This is a genomic window from Bilifractor sp. HCP3S3_D3 (assembly GCF_052063915.1).
Taxonomy (GTDB): domain Bacteria; phylum Bacillota; class Clostridia; order Lachnospirales; family Lachnospiraceae; genus Bilifractor.
The window spans coordinates 1-14833 of sequence record NZ_JBQHWP010000019.1; the positions used below are offsets into that span (position 1 = coordinate 1).

General features: G+C 46.3%; 15 protein-coding genes and 2 pseudogenes. 13 read left to right on the plus strand and 4 right to left on the minus strand.

Annotation, left to right across the window (positions count from 1 at the left end):
* The first annotated feature begins 345 nt into the window (after window positions 1-345).
* The 10 genes and pseudogenes from ACTNDI_RS11105 (at window position 346) to ACTNDI_RS11150 (ending at window position 8481) form a co-directional block, all read left to right on the plus strand.
* The gene (locus ACTNDI_RS11105; protein WP_441101051.1) at window positions 346-672 is read left to right on the plus strand and encodes a DUF3784 domain-containing protein; all 327 of its coding nucleotides are present in this window, start codon (window positions 346-348) and stop codon (window positions 670-672) included.
* Between the two features lie 382 nt (window positions 673-1054).
* Window positions 1055-2797: a [FeFe] hydrogenase, group A gene (locus ACTNDI_RS11110; RefSeq protein ID WP_441101052.1), complete on the plus strand. Its 1743-nt coding sequence runs from the start codon at window positions 1055-1057 to the stop codon at window positions 2795-2797.
* 147 nt (window positions 2798-2944) lie between these two features.
* A complete protein-coding gene (locus ACTNDI_RS11115) occupies window positions 2945-3847 on the plus strand; it encodes a hypothetical protein (RefSeq protein WP_441101053.1) in 903 nt (300 codons plus the stop codon).
* 139 nt (window positions 3848-3986) lie between these two features.
* On the plus strand, window positions 3987-4535 hold the full coding sequence (locus ACTNDI_RS11120) for a histidine phosphatase family protein (protein ID WP_441101054.1): 549 nt from the start codon (window positions 3987-3989) through the stop codon (window positions 4533-4535).
* A 97-nt stretch (window positions 4536-4632) separates the two neighbouring features.
* A complete protein-coding gene (locus ACTNDI_RS11125) occupies window positions 4633-5568 on the plus strand; it encodes a DUF1848 domain-containing protein (protein ID WP_441101055.1) in 936 nt (311 codons plus the stop codon).
* Window positions 5569-5771: 203 nt separating this feature from the next.
* Window positions 5772-5984: a hypothetical protein gene (locus ACTNDI_RS11130; protein ID WP_441101056.1), complete on the plus strand. Its 213-nt coding sequence runs from the start codon at window positions 5772-5774 to the stop codon at window positions 5982-5984.
* Between the two features lie 83 nt (window positions 5985-6067).
* Entirely contained in the window at window positions 6068-7135 is a 1068-nt protein-coding gene (locus ACTNDI_RS11135; protein ID WP_441101057.1) for a Fic family protein, read from the plus strand.
* A pseudogene (locus tag ACTNDI_RS11140) lies at window positions 7135-7731 on the plus strand (type I restriction-modification system subunit M N-terminal domain-containing protein); the annotation flags it as partial. The gene ACTNDI_RS11135 and the pseudogene ACTNDI_RS11140, both read left to right, overlap by 1 nt.
* Window positions 7732-7856: 125 nt before the next feature.
* The gene (locus ACTNDI_RS11145; protein ID WP_279198556.1) at window positions 7857-8054 is read left to right on the plus strand and encodes a cytochrome C; all 198 of its coding nucleotides are present in this window, start codon (window positions 7857-7859) and stop codon (window positions 8052-8054) included.
* 88 nt (window positions 8055-8142) lie between these two features.
* A complete protein-coding gene (locus tag ACTNDI_RS11150) occupies window positions 8143-8481 on the plus strand; it encodes a helix-turn-helix domain-containing protein (protein ID WP_279198557.1) in 339 nt (112 codons plus the stop codon).
* Window positions 8482-8635: 154 nt separating this feature from the next.
* On the opposite strand, the gene ACTNDI_RS11155 is transcribed toward ACTNDI_RS11150, so the two are convergent.
* Window positions 8636-9523, minus strand: a complete 888-nt coding sequence (locus ACTNDI_RS11155; protein ID WP_441101058.1) for a LysR family transcriptional regulator — start codon at window positions 9521-9523, stop codon at window positions 8636-8638.
* A 123-nt stretch (window positions 9524-9646) separates the two neighbouring features.
* On the opposite strand from ACTNDI_RS11155, the gene ACTNDI_RS11160 reads away from it, so the two are divergent.
* Entirely contained in the window at window positions 9647-10690 is a 1044-nt protein-coding gene (locus ACTNDI_RS11160) for a YeiH family protein (RefSeq protein WP_279198559.1), read from the plus strand.
* Between the two features lie 160 nt (window positions 10691-10850).
* Here ACTNDI_RS11160 and ACTNDI_RS11165 read toward each other — a convergent pair.
* The 3 genes and pseudogenes from ACTNDI_RS11165 to ACTNDI_RS11175 all read right to left on the minus strand — a co-directional run.
* Window positions 10851-10925 (minus strand): annotated as a pseudogene (locus ACTNDI_RS11165) (phage tail tape measure protein); the annotation flags it as partial.
* 106 nt (window positions 10926-11031) lie between these two features.
* Window positions 11032-11466 carry a DUF3021 domain-containing protein gene (locus ACTNDI_RS11170; protein ID WP_441101059.1) on the minus strand — a complete coding sequence of 145 codons (435 nt, stop codon included), beginning with the start codon at window positions 11464-11466 and terminating at the stop codon, window positions 11032-11034.
* A gap of 12 nt (window positions 11467-11478) precedes the next feature.
* Window positions 11479-11916, minus strand: coding sequence for a LytTR family DNA-binding domain-containing protein (locus ACTNDI_RS11175; RefSeq protein ID WP_279198561.1), 438 nt, complete (start codon window positions 11914-11916; stop codon window positions 11479-11481).
* Between the two features lie 510 nt (window positions 11917-12426).
* On the opposite strand from ACTNDI_RS11175, the gene ACTNDI_RS11180 reads away from it, so the two are divergent.
* A complete protein-coding gene (locus tag ACTNDI_RS11180; protein WP_441101060.1) occupies window positions 12427-13383 on the plus strand; it encodes an ADP-ribosylglycohydrolase family protein in 957 nt (318 codons plus the stop codon).
* Between the two features lie 700 nt (window positions 13384-14083).
* Window positions 14084-14815, plus strand: a complete 732-nt coding sequence (locus ACTNDI_RS11185) for a class I SAM-dependent methyltransferase (protein WP_441101061.1) — start codon at window positions 14084-14086, stop codon at window positions 14813-14815.
* The last annotated feature ends 18 nt before the right edge of the window (window positions 14816-14833 follow it).

The following is a 14833-nucleotide window of genomic DNA, read 5'->3' on the forward strand; positions in this document are numbered from 1 at the left end:
TTAGCCACGGCCTATCAGTCTGTGCACGTCAACTATTGAAAGCGCCGTATACCGAACGGTACGTACGGTGTTGTGAGAGGACGGCGGTTAGTCACCGCCTCCTACTCGATTGCAGACAGCAGGAAAAGACTTGAAAGCAGAAGATCCTTCTCTTTGAGAAAAGGTAAAGTGAGAAGTATTCATTGTCCTCCTGGGCGCTTTATGGTATGTTCGACTTGCAGGCGCAGTCGCTTGAGGCCGCAAATTGCGACCTCAAGTTTTGAGAGATTGCAAGACCGTGATCACGAGCGTGGTACATGATACATAGTCAGTGTAAGTGAATAGAAAATCAGGGGGTAAATGAATATGTCGTTAAAGGAATCATGCATAATCCTGGACCTGGTAATGGCTGCCATTTTCTTTTTGATTGGGTTCTTGTTTTACAGATCAAACGGGAAAGCAGCGAACTTCTTAACAGGCTATAATATGAAGTCCGCTGAAGAACGCAAAAAATATGATGAGAAGAAAATGTGTAAGGATTACGGAAAGCATATGATGCTATGGTCGATTCCCTTTTTCATTGGAGCTGTTATTGACTTCATTTTTCCTATAAAGGGAACATTGATCGCATGGGTTATATGGTCAGGCATGTTTATCCTTTTACTGATCGAAAGACATAGAAGAGAAAGATAAATCGCAATTTGTCCGGGAGGCCGATGCGATTGTGCAAATGCTTCCCGGGTCTTTTGTCGTCTCCGGTATCATGGTAAACTGAAAAAACAGATAAAAAAATATACATTTGCCAGGCCGGCATTTTTTCCTCTGGGGAAACGGCTCTTGAATGTCCGCAGGATTTGTTTGGTGACCAAGTCACCTGAAAATTACCGCCTGGGGAAAAATCGGTCTCTGATATTTGAAAAAGTTCGGTCGGTGTAATTTTTAAGGCGGGGAAACACAGACAGATGTATAATGGTTGCAGGATCGATCTTTCCTGCAGCCATTTTCTGATGAGCTGACCCGGAAGGATGACAGAACAAGAAAAGGCGTAAGTTTCAATAAAAAAAGGAGGCGCGCAGTGGGAAAACATTTATCAGAAAGCATCCGTGTTCCAATTGAGGCAGACAATCCTGCCATCCGCCGCATAGAAAATCTCTGTATTAAGTGTGGTCAGTGCAGAGACATCTGCCGGGATTATATCAGCGTGCTCGGCTATTATGACCTGTCAAAGACCAACGACACTGCCGTCTGTATCCATTGCGGCCAGTGCGCGAATGTCTGTCCGGTCAGCTCGATAACAGAGACACCGGAGATGGACGCCGTAATAGCCGCAGCAAAGGATCCGGATAAGGTTCTTATCGTCAGTACATCACCATCCGTCAGGGTTTCCCTGGGCGAAGCTTTCGGAATGCAAAGAGGAAGCTTTGTCGAAGGAAAGATGATTGCACTCCTCCGGAAACTGGGCGCAGATTATGTGCTCGACACAAATTTCGCGGCAGATATGACGATTGTGGAGGAGGCCAGCGAACTTGTGGAGAGGCTTACAACGCACAATAAGCCACTTCCTCAGTTCACATCCTGCTGTCCGGCCTGGGTGAAGTTTGCCGAGATCTATTACCCCGAGCTTTTGCCGAATATTTCGTCCGCAAAGAGCCCTATAGGGATGCAGGGCCCTACGATCAAGACCTATTTTGCAAAGAAAATGGGGATAGATCCAAAGAAAATTGTAAATGTGGCGCTGACGCCCTGTACCGCTAAGAAATTCGAGATCCGCCGCGGAGAAATGAATGCTTCCGCCAGGTATCTGGATCTTCCCGGTCTCAGAGATATGGATCATGTCATCACAACGCGTGAGCTCGCAGACTGGGCGAAAAAGGCTGACATTGATTTTTCAACGCTGGAGGATTCAAAATTCGACAAGCTGATGGGAGAGGCCTCCGGCGCAGGCGTAATCTTCGGCAACACAGGCGGCGTCATGGAGGCTGCCGTCCGCACTGCCTACGAATTTGTCACACATGAACCTGCTCCAAAGGAACTGTACACACTCGAGCCCGTCCGCGGCATGCAGGAAATCCGTGAAGCGGCCGTAGAAATCGGAACACTGCGCCTTCAGCTGGCCGTGATCTATGGCACATCGAATGTCCGCAGATTCCTTTCCATGGCAAAGGAATCCGGAAAACATTATGATTTTATTGAGGTCATGACCTGTCCGGGAGGATGCATTGGCGGCGGAGGACAGCCGAAAGCCGATGTGGAAGAGCGCAGAACTATGGTGGATTCCCGTATTGAAAGTCTTTACAAGCGGGATGCGCAGATGAAGCTGCGAAAGAGTCATGAGAATCCAGAGCTGAAGCAGCTGTACGAAGAGTTTTACAGAAAGCCTCTCTCGCCGATCGCTGAAGAAATGCTCCATACATCCTACACGGACAGGAGTGGGCTGCTCGGTGAAGATGCCGGAAAATATAAGACACTACTGACATTTGACGTAGATGGAGCAGAAGCGAAAAACGGTGCAGCAGCCTTTTTCGGAGAAGAAACAGGCAAAAATGCAAGGTCAGAACGCACCGGCAATTATAATTATGAGGAAGTGACAACGCCCGGATCTGCAACACGAAAATGGAAATGTCGTGTCTGCGGTTATATCTATGAAGGAGATAATCCGCCGGCTGAGTGTCCGATTTGTCATATGGACAGCTCCTACTTCGATCCTGTTAAGAAGTGGAAGTGCCGCATTTGTGGTTATATCTGCGAGGACGTCAATCCACCGGCTGATTGTCCGATCTGTCACAAGGACAGCTCCTACTTCGATGAGATCGAATGACACCGTGACCGGCGCGCAGTCACCAGCGCGCCGGTCACAATGTGGTGAATCAACAATGAGGATGACAAAAGAAATGGTCCAGGCAGATTTGGATGCCCTGCCGGAATCTTACAGAACAAAAGCAGTACAGCTCAGGAAGGAAGACGTATGACGGCTTTTTATCATCTGCCTGGTCTCTTCGAGTTTTACGAATTCTATCGTCAATTCCTGCCGCTGTATCTCCATCACAGAGATTGGTTTTATAACTGGTGTGAAATTGGATCCATATACGGGGCGCCATCAGACTGTCTTTGGGCCGGCGGTCGAGTGGAAGAGAGCGGCACGGATCCTCAGAAGGTGCTGACACTGACGAGGCAGTATGGCATTTCTGCACGACTTACTTTCAGTAATGCACTGCTCCGGGAGGAACATTTGTCCGATCACAGATGCAACGCGCTAAGCCGGCTCTTTCACGAACCTGGAAATGGCATCATCATTACTTCGGATCTCCTCCTCTCCTATATGACGAAGGAGTATCCGGATTTTTATTATGTCTCCTCTACAACAAAAGTTCTGACAGAATTTGAAGCGCTGAAAAAAGAATTGGATCGAAAGGAATTCCTTTATGTCGTTCCTGATTTTCGGCTCAATAAGGCATTTTCCAGACTGGCAGCGCTGTCACAGACCGAAAAGAATAAGGTTGAATTCCTCTGCAATGAGTGCTGCTGGATTGGATGCAAAGACAGAAAGCGCTGTTACGAAGCCGTAAGCTTTAGGAATCTTGGAGAAGATGCCCATCCAGGAGAGGACTATTCTGCCTTTCACTGCAATGCACCGGAGGCAGAAAAAGGCTACCGGTTCTTTGCGGCAATGAAAAATCCTGCCTTCATCAGCATAGAGGGCATCCAACAAATTTACCTTCCAATGGGCTTTTCCAATTTCAAGATCGAGGGACGCGGACTTGGCAGTGCTCTTCTCTTGGAATTCATTCTTTATTACATGACAAAACCGGAATACCAGATCGCTGTGCGGGAAGAACTCTATCTGGATAACACGCTGGACCTCTTCTGATTTAAGAATTTTAAATGTTCATTCTCGATTACATATTCTGATTCTTTGCTGAATGCAGTATATCCGGCTCTTCAAGATTGATCATGCATTCAAGGATTATTCTCAATATTATTTTATCAAGGGAGCCTTAAACACAACTATGGGTAAATTTTATTTCGTCCGGCACGGCCAGACAGTATGGAACGTTGAAAATAAGATCTGCGGCGCAACAGACAGTCCCCTGACAGAGCTGGGGCATGAGCAGGCCAGAGAGACAGGAAGAATCCTGAAGCTGAAGATGGATGCCGGAGAAATCACCATCGATGAAATCCTGACATCACCGCTCAGCCGTGCCTATGACACGGCAAAGGAAATTTCTGTGATGACCGGTGTGTCGATGCGGATCGAGCAAAGGCTCATTGAACAGAATTTCGGCAAATGGGAGGGAACCGCCCGAGACGGAAAAGAGTTTGCCAGAGCAAAGCAGAACTTCTGTGACAGCTTTGACGGCGGCGAATCCATGATGCGAATGGCACAGCGCATCTACAATCTGATCGATGATCTGAAAAGGGATCCGGAGAAGACATATCTGCTCGTTGCACACAACGGCATTTCCAGAATTATCGAGTCATATTTTCATGACATGACGAACGAGGAGTTCGCTTCATTCGGTATCCGCAATGCGCAAGTGCGGGAATATGATTTCTGATGCCTTTATCCGTTCAGTTGTCTCGAAAATCAGCAGATTGCAGATAAGTTGTGCAGAATTGAAATGGTATGTGCACAGTGGATTTCAGAGGTATGCAATGATTATCAACACAGGAAGCCGAACGGATATTCCAGCCTTCTTTTCGGACTGGTTCTATAACCGCATTCGCGAGAGATATGCCCTTGTCAGGAACCCATACAATCCGGTCTCCGTGACAAAATACAGGTTGGACCCGTCAGTTGTGGATGTCATCTCTTTTTGCACAAAAAATCCAATTCCTATGCTGAACAGGATCCATGAACTGGACGCATTCCGCACTTTCTTCATGGTGACCATCACTCCTTACGGGACGGAGATAGAGCCGCATGTTCCGGAAAAGAAGAAGGTTATGAAGGCCTTTGCAGCTCTTTCCCGTTACGCCGGCCGAAGGAGTGTCATCTGGAGGTACGATCCGGTCTTTATTTTCGGAAAATATACGGTTGATTTCCACAAACGGACATTCGCTGAGATGGCTGGGAAATTAAAGCCCTATACCGATCAGTGTGTAGTGAGCTTCCTTGATCTGTATGAAAAGACAAAGCGCAATTTTCCAGAGGCATCGGCAGTTCCGCTGTCCGTACAGAATGAGCTGATCGATTCTTTCAATATGACCGCCGAAAGGCTGGGTATGCAGATTCACCTGTGTCTGGAAGACAGATCCCTTGTCAGAAGCCATGTGGATGCAGAAGGGTGTTTTTCTAAGAAGGTCATTGAAAATGCCATAGGAAAGAGACTTCTCGTGCCAACCCATTCCCCTGCACGGCAGGGGTGTTCCTGTCTCCTTGGCGCTGATATTGGCGAGTACAACACCTGCGGACACGGCTGCCTTTATTGCTATGCCAACTACGACCAATCCGTTGTTCTCCATAATATGAGTCAGCATGATCCTTCGTCTCCGCTGTTAATCGGACATCTCACAGAGCATGATATTGTACACACTGCCAAACAGGCGTCCTGGATTGACAGACAGATGAGCATCTTTGACCTTCTCTAGAGCTCCCTCCACACAGCAAAATGATCGTAGATGTAGAGCATTAAACATTGATTATGTTAGCGCCGGGTGATTTCAGCCATTTTGGGTCGGGTTATTCCAGCCCAAAAACGGGGGGACAGATATGCCAATTACTTTAGACCGATTGCTTTTCAACAAGAAAGGCGTCGGTCATTTTTTATGCCAAGGGAAGGGGAGGAGAGAAAATGGCAAAGAGTGAACAGGAGCAGACAACGGATATTATTCCTGCTATAACGGAAATCAAAGAAATTAAGAGCCTGATTTATGTTGTTCGAGGGCAGCAAGTTGGGGTGTTACACTGTAAATGGCTGAAACTGATAATCAAAACGCAGCTGCAAAGTATTCATTTCAATTTTTATCTTCGTCATTTAGATCAAAATGACGAAGAGACGACTTGACAATGATGCAGAGTGACGGTACATTATAGTTGAGTCAATATCTTTGAAATGACGAAGCAGATGCTGCGTATGGAGAAGCATGCATGAGAAATTATGACTATAGAGAAAAATGGAAAAAGTTGCTGACGCCGGAAATTATTTCGCTGCTCACCTCAATTCATGAATATAAAGGAGAGCAACGTCTGATTGCCGAACGTTATGCGGATGTACTGACAGATCTGGTGGATATCGCCAGAATCCAAAGTACAGAAAGCTCCAATAAAATCGAAGGTATTTATACCTCAGACGAAAGGCTGAAAAAGATCGTTCTCGACAAGACGATGCCCCGAAATCGAAATGAGCAGGAAATAGCCGGTTACAGGGATGTTCTGAATACTATTCATGAGAATTACGATTTCATTCCGATTCGTGCAACTCTGCTCCTTCAGCTCCACAGAGATCTTTATAAGTTTCAGGGTGCCGGAACCGGTGGAGTCTTCAAAAATGTAGATAATACGATTGAAGAGGTGGAGGAAAACGGAAATGCAAAAACCAGATTCCAACCGGTTTCCGCCTGGGAGACACCGGAAGCCGTGGATCAGCTCTGTGCTGCTTATAATCAGGTTCTGAAAGAGCCAGCCGTGGATCCGCTTCTGATCATGCCGATGTTCATTCTTGATTTTCTGTGTATTCATCCTTTCCGTGATGGTAATGGAAGGATGAGCCGACTCCTGACGCTTTTGCTCCTCTATCAGGGAGGCTATTATGTCGGTAAGTATATCAGTATTGAAAAGCTGATTGAACGGACAAAGGACTCCTATTACGAGGATCTTCAGGCGAGCTCCACTGGATGGCACGAAGAGATCAACGACTATGCCCCATTTGTGAAATATCTTCTGGGTGTTGTAGTTGCGTCCTATCGTGAATTCTTTGAACGAACCAAGCTGATCACGTCCGTAAAGATGTCTAAGCCGGAGCGGATTGCCCAGGAGATAAAAAATCATATCGGGACAATCACAAAGGCACAGCTGGTGGAGCAGGTGCCGGATGTCAGCCAGACAACTGTCCAGAGGACACTTACTGAACTGACTAAACAGGGCAAGATCATCAAACTCGGCGCAGGCCGCTATATCAAATACAGATGGAACTGGGATCAGGAGGATGAACAGTAATGATTACAGGTGAACTGAAAAACAAGATCGACAGCATTTGGGAGATCTTCTGGACCGGTGGCCTTACAAATCCGCTGGATGTCATTGAACAGATGACTTATATGATGTTCATTCATGACCTGGATGACTCGGATAATCTCCGGGCAAAGGAAGCAGCTATGCTGGGCCTTCCTTATCAAAGTATCTTTGCAGATGAAGTCCAGATTGGCGATCGGACAATCGCCGGAAACCAGCTGAAATGGAGTATCTTTCATGATTTCCCAGCGGCTAAAATGTATAGCGTGGTTCAGGAATGGGTATTTCCGTTTATTAAAAATCTGCATGGAGATAAGGACAGTGCCTATGCAAAATATATGGGAGATGCGATCTTCAAAATTCCGACGCCCCTGATGCTGGATAAAATCGTCACTTCCATGGATACCCTTTATGCTCAAATGGCACAGGTAAAATCTTCAGATATCCGTGGGGATGTATACGAATACCTTCTCTCTAAGCTTTCCACGGCCGGCGTGAACGGACAGTTCCGCACTCCAAGACACATCATCCGTATGATGGTCGATCTGATGGAACCGGAACCGGATGAAGTAATCTGTGAAAATAAGACTGCGTATTTAATACAATTTAATGAAGCCTGTGCGTAGGGGTTTCGTTTCACACTTAGGGGTTTCGTTTTTACGCTCGGCTGCTTTGGCAGTCTAATTTTATATAAGGGAGAAATCACATGCACAGCATTTCGAATAAACAATACGAGGAATACCAACAGTATCTTTACGATAAAGATCACAGTCGGATCATTACGCCAGACTTCATACGGTTTTTGTGTCAGGCAAACAACTTCGAGCCTGAAGCTATCGGTAAGCAGATCCTGGAATACTATGGCAAATACCGGGCAGAAGGGTATTATGATCTGAGAAAGTAATCTATCGAAAATGATAAAATTTCGAACCAATACTTGACAGGGAGATTGTCCCCTTTTGATATAGTGTGATCGAAAGGAGGTGCTGACTATGATACAGGCAAAAGAGCTGTGCGAAAACTGCGGTATTTCATATGAAAACTTAAAATATTTTAAGAAGAAAAAGATATTCTGGCCCGAAGAGGGTAGAAAAGGATATACAGAGAATGACGTTGAAAATCTTAAGCGCATTGTTGTACTAAGGAAAGCGGGCCTTACCTGTGACGACATTAAGAGTGTTCAAGATGGCAAAATGTCCCTCGCTGAGTGTATTGAAAACCGCCGTGAGATATTAAAACAGAAAGACAAACAGATAAACGGTGCCTTGAATTTGTCAGCGAAGATGATGGAAAACCACATTCAATTTGACACAAAGGAGATGTTACGATAACCATCAGCACGGAATAGGTTCCTTTCCCCCTTCAGAACCTCAAGGACGAGAGCAGATTTGAACTTGGCACTAAAGTTTCTTCTTGTACGAGACATGTGCAACTTTCGTGACAGGTTCACACGCTGCCGCTGCTCTTTCAGTGTGATGGTTCGCATCATTTTTCCTTGATCAGCTCCTCACAGATCCTCCGGTATTGACCGGCATAGATACTGCCTTTTTCCCAGATAAAGTCGAGGTCATGCTGCATGGAAAAATCCCGAAGCTTTATTTCGCGCAGCCTGCCGTTTTGGAGCTCTTCCTTAACGGCAATTTTATACAGGAATGAAATCCCGCAGTCCTCTTTCAGCAGGGCTGTGATCGTATGCATATTTTCCACTTCGATGAAATGAGAGAAGTCATGCAGCCGGATGCCCCGGGCGGACAGGCTGCGCTCCATGATTTCTCTGGTACCGGAACCCTTTTCCCGGATCAGTAGCCTCTCCCCCTGAAGATCTCTCAGAGAGGCCGGCGTCCCATTCCTGAAAACATGCTCGGCTGCACATACCGCGATGTAATCCTCTGTGTTGTAAGTCAGATTCTCATACTGATCCCCGGGATAATATCCTTCTACAAGTGCAAGGTGGATCTTGCCATCTTCGAGCAGATGGATCAACTGCTCGGTATTTCCAAATTTCAGGTGTATATTCATATCCGGATGCCGTTTCAGAAACCCGGCCAGCGGATTTACAACCGCATATTCACCGACAGTCATGGTAACGCCGAAGGACAGACATTTTATCCCGGTGTCCTCCGGACGAAGTTCCTGTTTGAGCTGTACCTCGTCATTCTGCATGGTCTGCAGGCGTTCCTTAAGAATTTCCCCCTGCCGGGTCAGATACAGTTTTTTATTCCGGTATAGAAAAAGCGATGTGCCGTAATAATCCTCCAGATAATGGATATGGGAAGATACCGCCGGCTGCGTAATGTTCAGCTGCGCAGCGGCTTTGGTGTAATTCATGGTCTGGCAGACGCACAGAAACGTATTGATTCGAAAGTCCAGCATAAGACACACTTATCAATAAAAAAATAATATCGTAAACAAGAAATAAATAATTTTACATTTTGAATTTACCATTCTATGATGATCCCTGTCAATGAAATTAAACAGAGGGAGGACATATCTATCATGTCATTTATAAGAAAAAACGGCGCGGGAATTCTTCTGTGTCTTGCAATTGCCATTCCGTCATGGATCATCGGACAGCGCTTCCCGGTTGTCGGCGGAGCCGTCATCGGTATTCTGGCGGGAATGGCCGTAACTGTGTTCTGGAAAAACAAAGGACCTGCGGAAGGCGGGATCCGATGGACTTCTAAATATATCCTGCAGACAGCCGTGGTTCTGCTTGGATTCGGGATGGACCTCGGGGTGATCGCCGAAACCGGAAAGCAGTCCCTGCCGATCATCATTTGTACAATCAGCACTTCGCTGATCATCGCATGGCTGCTGCACCAGCTGATGCATGTCCCGGGGAACATCTCCACACTGGTAGGTGTGGGTTCCTCGATTTGCGGAGGTTCTGCGATTGCAGCGACCGCCCCGGTCATTGGTGCGGATGACGATGAGGTGGCGCAGGCAATCTCTGTAATCTTCTTTTTCAACGTCCTTGCGGCGGTTTTCTTCCCGATCCTGGGGCGTGCCATCGGCTTTGATACTACCAGCGGAGACGCCTTCGGAATCTTTGCCGGGACGGCCGTTAATGATACTTCCTCGGTGACCGCAGCGGCATCCACTTGGGACAGCATGTGGGGCCTCGGGAACCAGACGCTGGATAAAGCGGTCACAGTTAAGCTGACACGTACTCTGGCCATCATCCCGATTACGCTGGTTCTTTCGATCGTTCGTGCAAAACAGTCGGAGAAAAACAGCACTGCCCCGAATAGTGAAGCTTTCAGCCTGCGCAGGGCGTTTCCCGTGTTTATCCTGTATTTTGTTTTGGCTTCGGTGATCACGACGGTCTGTGTACAGGCAGGCGTCAGCACGGAGGTGTTCGTACCACTCAAGAACCTGTCGAAGTTTTTCATCGTCATGGCGATGGCTGCGATCGGTTTGAACAGCGACATCGTGAAACTGATCCGGACCGGCGGGAAGCCGATCGTCATCGGCGCGGCCTGCTGGGCGGGAATTACGCTTGTCAGCCTTGGCATGCAGCATGTTATGCGGATCTGGTGATATATCGAATTTAATACGCCAGTTTGACTATAAAAGAAGGCAGGTACTTTTGTCGGAGTACCTGCCTTCTTTATTTACGCGAACAGCGAGCCGCAGCCGAATGCGAAGTATTCGTGTGCGGCGAGCGTCGCGATAGCGAGATAAAACTCGATCCTCAATAATTTCTGATCTTTGTATTTACGCCCTTAAGGGCTGTCTGTAGTTTGGTAGTATCGCCGCCAACCTCAACGGTGATACCCTAGATCCGTCCAGCCATCCATCTCCCTCCTTCCTGATTTTGGGTAAAAGAAAACACCGATCATTTCTGACCGATGTTCTCAAAAACTATGTTTTACTACTTCTTACTTCATTGCCTGTATCTTATCATTCATCTTCTTTGCTTCTGCACGATAATATCTCATGAAAAGGAACCAGATAAGAAACGCAACAGCCAGCTGAATCGCCAAAATTATAATTCCCTGACCGATGGTTGCAGACCCACCTGTCCATCCGACTGCATAAGCAACGATTGTATAAATCACGCAACCAATACCCATGTGTATCAACACTCTAATCGGCATTGGAAGATTTTCCTTCCTGTACACAATGGTCGGAACTCCAAATCCAAGGCCAACCAAAACGCAACCGACAACCATTTTTGTAAACCTGTAATGCTCAAGGCTGAAATTCCCTTTGTATCTTACATCAAATACAATTCCACCCAGACAGAAAATAGCCATTGCCATTCCAATACTGATTACCGTGCTCTTTGCTAAATCTTTTATTGTCTCTTTCATTGCTTTCGCCTCCTATAATCCAAGATATTTTTTGAACTCCGGCAGATATGTTCTCGAAACGTAATCCTTGCATCCGTTCTTCAGCTTCAGCAAAAGTGTTCCGCTGAAGCCCGGCTCGATACTGTCCATATAAGACAGATTGATCAGTGTGGATTTTGATATCTGCATGAACTGTTTTCCTAACTGCTGACCAATCTCATATAGCCTTTTCCGTGAACGATATTTTTGTTTTTCACCATAAATAATCGTATCTCCATCCTCTACTCTGACCATGTATATTTCCTTAGGCTGCAGAACGATAATATCCTCTTCATTCTGCAGAGCAGTTATGGGAGTTTCGTTTGTGCTGAATAGATCAAGCATTCGCTGTATCTGATGTGTCACCTTGTCAGTGTAGATCACTGCATATGGTTCTTTATATTCAGCAGAAATATCAACACTTATCTTCATGCTCCGTTTTCCTTTCTCTTTGATGATGTAATCATACAATATATCGAAAGCTCTGTCCTGACATTTGAGGTAAGTGACAAAAAACAAGAGGTGAAATGCATAAGCTTCAGAGGTTTCCTTTTACTTAAAAAAGGTAACGATTATCAATCATGAGTGTTGCGTAATTAGATAGGCGCAATTAGTAGAGGGGGTGTGGAGATCGAGTGAAAATAGAATTTACATTCTTGCTTATAATTTGTACAATTATAAGCAAAAATGTAAATAAGGTGGTGGCTACATGATCCCTTCACAACAGATTCTGAAACTTGCAGTGAGTTGCAGCTTGAAGCGGAAACCTGGGATAGGGATCCGTATGATTCAAATCGTGACAAAGGGGTTCTCATGAACTGGGCCGTTGATGAAAAGTACGATGGATTATTCCCATATCATCCGCTTTCAGAAATGAGAAGGTTTATAGATTACGTAGTAGAGAACAACTGATGACCTTGGTTTTTAAGGAGTGATCAAGATATGATCGGAGCAATCATAGGCGATATTGCCGGTTCAAGGTATGAAAGAATAAATCACAAATCGAAGGAGTTTGAGCTGTTCGATAAAAAATGCCGGCCGACAGATGACAGCGTGATGTCTCTTGCTGTGGCAAAGGCCATTCTTGATTGTGAGGAGGATGTAGATTCTTTAGGAAAAACGGCAATATCTGCCATGCAGGAGTTGGGCAGAATTTATAAGAACGCTGGTTATGGTGGCACATTTATTAAGTGGCTCTGGGCTGAAGATCCGCAGCCGTATAACAGCTTTGGGAACGGCGCCGCTATGAGAGTAGGGCCGTGTGGGTTTGCTGCAAAAGATCTGGATGAGGCCAGACTGCTATCTGCGAAGGTTACGGAGATAAGTCATAATCATCCGGAAGGAATGAAAGGCGCTGAAGCTATAGCAGTGGCGGTTTATCTTGCAAGAAACGGTAAGAGCAAAGAAGAAATCAGAAATTATATTACTTCAAACTATTATGAAATTGGGTTTTCGCTTGATCAGATCAGAAAATCTTATAAGTTTGATGTCTCATGCCAGGGCTCTGTCCCGGTAGCGCTTGAAGCCTTTTTTGAGGCAGTAGATTTTGAAGATGCCATAAGGAATGCAATCTCAGTCGGTGGAGACAGCGATACAATTGCTGCAATGGCCGGCGCTGTTGCAGAAGCGTATTTCGGTGTTCCGGAAGGTATTATAGACAGTGCGATAAACTACCTCGATGCCAGACAGATGGAGATCCTTTATTATTTTGAGAAGAGATATCCGTCTAAAGCTCTGGATGAGGATGGGGAGGCCACAAGAACTGTCTTTGAAGTCCTTGATGATTCTGTAGATAAAGTGATTCCGGCAGGGGCAGCAGTTGAAGTCGATGGCGAATATCCCGGTGGCGCTGTTCATGCATGGGTTGATCACGAAGCGATGCTGCCGGATCTGTTGTAGGCGGAGGAATGGTGGCAGGCGTTTTTGTGCTTGCTGCGAAGAATAAAAATATTTCTGCTCATTAACCTGACGGCAGTTGTTCTGTCTGCAGCTGGTATACTGACATTTGTTACTGGAGCATTGTGGCATAATTGTGGATCTGTATTTGCGGTAGTCAATGCAGCACTTTTGCTACGACTGGAAGACGAATGATGATTAAGAATATTACAGACAAAGGAGGGCTCACTACTGGCACATCTGCCGGTGATGGGCGCCTCTCTTTTTTTCTTTTTACATCAAGGCGATTTCAAACTTGAATTCCATAACCCAGGCAATGCACTGCTATAAGGTTTCCGGGAAGATGCTCAGTGTTATTATCCTCATCTTATGAAAGGCGTCCTAAAAAGGGCGTCTTTTTATTTACGCGAACAGTGAGCCGCAGCCGAATGCGAAGTATTCGTGTGTGGCGAGCGTCGCGATAGCGAGATAAAACTCGCGCAGCGTGTTTTATCTCGCTTTACCTGAGCAGGCAGAGGATTTCTGGCCGCACCGGAAACGAAACCGGTGCGGCCAATTTTGTCGTAAAAATTTCATCCCCCGAGGGGGCTTCTGTAAAAGGAAAATTTTTGTTACACCAATAATACCGGCCGTTAATTCATCAGGCAAGAAAAGGGGAAGCCAATGATTTCTTATGGTGAATTGTCGGAGGAAGGATGGAAATATGGATGTGAAAATAGAAGAACGTGTGAAGAAATACTGGACACAGCGTTCCCACGATTTTGGAACCGTGCGTAAGAACGAGCTAAGAAATGAAATGGGGCAAAGGTGGCTCCATGAGATCGAACGGTTCCTGCCGGAGCGGAGAAAGCTGGACATTCTGGACGTGGGCACCGGCGTTGGTTTTTTCGCTGTGCTTCTGGCGGAGCAGGGGCATCGTGTGGAGGGAATTGATCTTACCCCTGCCATGCTGGAGGAAGCCCGGATTCTGGCAAAACAGCGGAATCTCGATATCACTTTCCGGGAAATGGACGCTCAGAATTTGGATTATCCCAATGATTCTTTTGATGTGGTCATCAGCCGGAATCTTACATGGACGCTTCCTGATCCGGACAGCGCCTATGCCGAGTGGTTTAGAGTGTTGAAACCCGACGGGGTGCTTTTGAATTTTGATGCGGACTACGCTTCTCATGTGCGCAGCCATAGCATTCAGAACCGAAAGGTTGCCCCGGACAGCCCGTATGGTCATGTGGGTATGACGGATGTCTTACAGAAGGAAAATGACGACATTACGCTTTCGATGGACATTGGGAAATCCCGACCGGCGTGGGATGCGCAGCTTTTGAGAAGAACGGGTTTTGTTAAATGTCAGACGGACACACACGTTGGTCAGCGTCTGTTGGGAGAACTGGATCTGACTGCCGCCCCCATGTTTGGAATTGTAGCTCAGAAATAAGAAATCGGAGGCACTTTT

Excerpts from the sequence above, each read along its gene's own strand:
- ACTNDI_RS11105 (WP_441101051.1), top strand. The coding sequence starts at position 346 with ATGTCGTTAAAGGAATCATGCATAATCCTGGACCTGGTAATGGCTGCC.
- ACTNDI_RS11150 (WP_279198557.1), top strand. The coding sequence starts at position 8,143 with ATGATACAGGCAAAAGAGCTGTGCGAAAACTGCGGTATTTCATATGAA.
- ACTNDI_RS11135 (WP_441101057.1), top strand. The coding sequence starts at position 6,068 with ATGAGAAATTATGACTATAGAGAAAAATGGAAAAAGTTGCTGACGCCG.
- ACTNDI_RS11125 (WP_441101055.1), top strand. The coding sequence starts at position 4,633 with ATGATTATCAACACAGGAAGCCGAACGGATATTCCAGCCTTCTTTTCG.
- ACTNDI_RS11180 (WP_441101060.1), top strand. The coding sequence starts at position 12,427 with ATGATCGGAGCAATCATAGGCGATATTGCCGGTTCAAGGTATGAAAGA.
- ACTNDI_RS11145 (WP_279198556.1), top strand. The coding sequence starts at position 7,857 with ATGCACAGCATTTCGAATAAACAATACGAGGAATACCAACAGTATCTT.
- ACTNDI_RS11160 (WP_279198559.1), top strand. The coding sequence starts at position 9,647 with ATGTCATTTATAAGAAAAAACGGCGCGGGAATTCTTCTGTGTCTTGCA.
- ACTNDI_RS11120 (WP_441101054.1), top strand. The coding sequence starts at position 3,987 with ATGGGTAAATTTTATTTCGTCCGGCACGGCCAGACAGTATGGAACGTT.
- ACTNDI_RS11185 (WP_441101061.1), top strand. The coding sequence starts at position 14,084 with ATGGATGTGAAAATAGAAGAACGTGTGAAGAAATACTGGACACAGCGT.
- ACTNDI_RS11170 (WP_441101059.1), bottom strand. The coding sequence starts at position 11,466 with ATGAAAGAGACAATAAAAGATTTAGCAAAGAGCACGGTAATCAGTATT.
- ACTNDI_RS11175 (WP_279198561.1), bottom strand. The coding sequence starts at position 11,916 with ATGAAGATAAGTGTTGATATTTCTGCTGAATATAAAGAACCATATGCA.
- ACTNDI_RS11155 (WP_441101058.1), bottom strand. The coding sequence starts at position 9,523 with ATGCTGGACTTTCGAATCAATACGTTTCTGTGCGTCTGCCAGACCATG.
- ACTNDI_RS11130 (WP_441101056.1), top strand. The coding sequence starts at position 5,772 with ATGGCAAAGAGTGAACAGGAGCAGACAACGGATATTATTCCTGCTATA.
- ACTNDI_RS11115 (WP_441101053.1), top strand. The coding sequence starts at position 2,945 with ATGACGGCTTTTTATCATCTGCCTGGTCTCTTCGAGTTTTACGAATTC.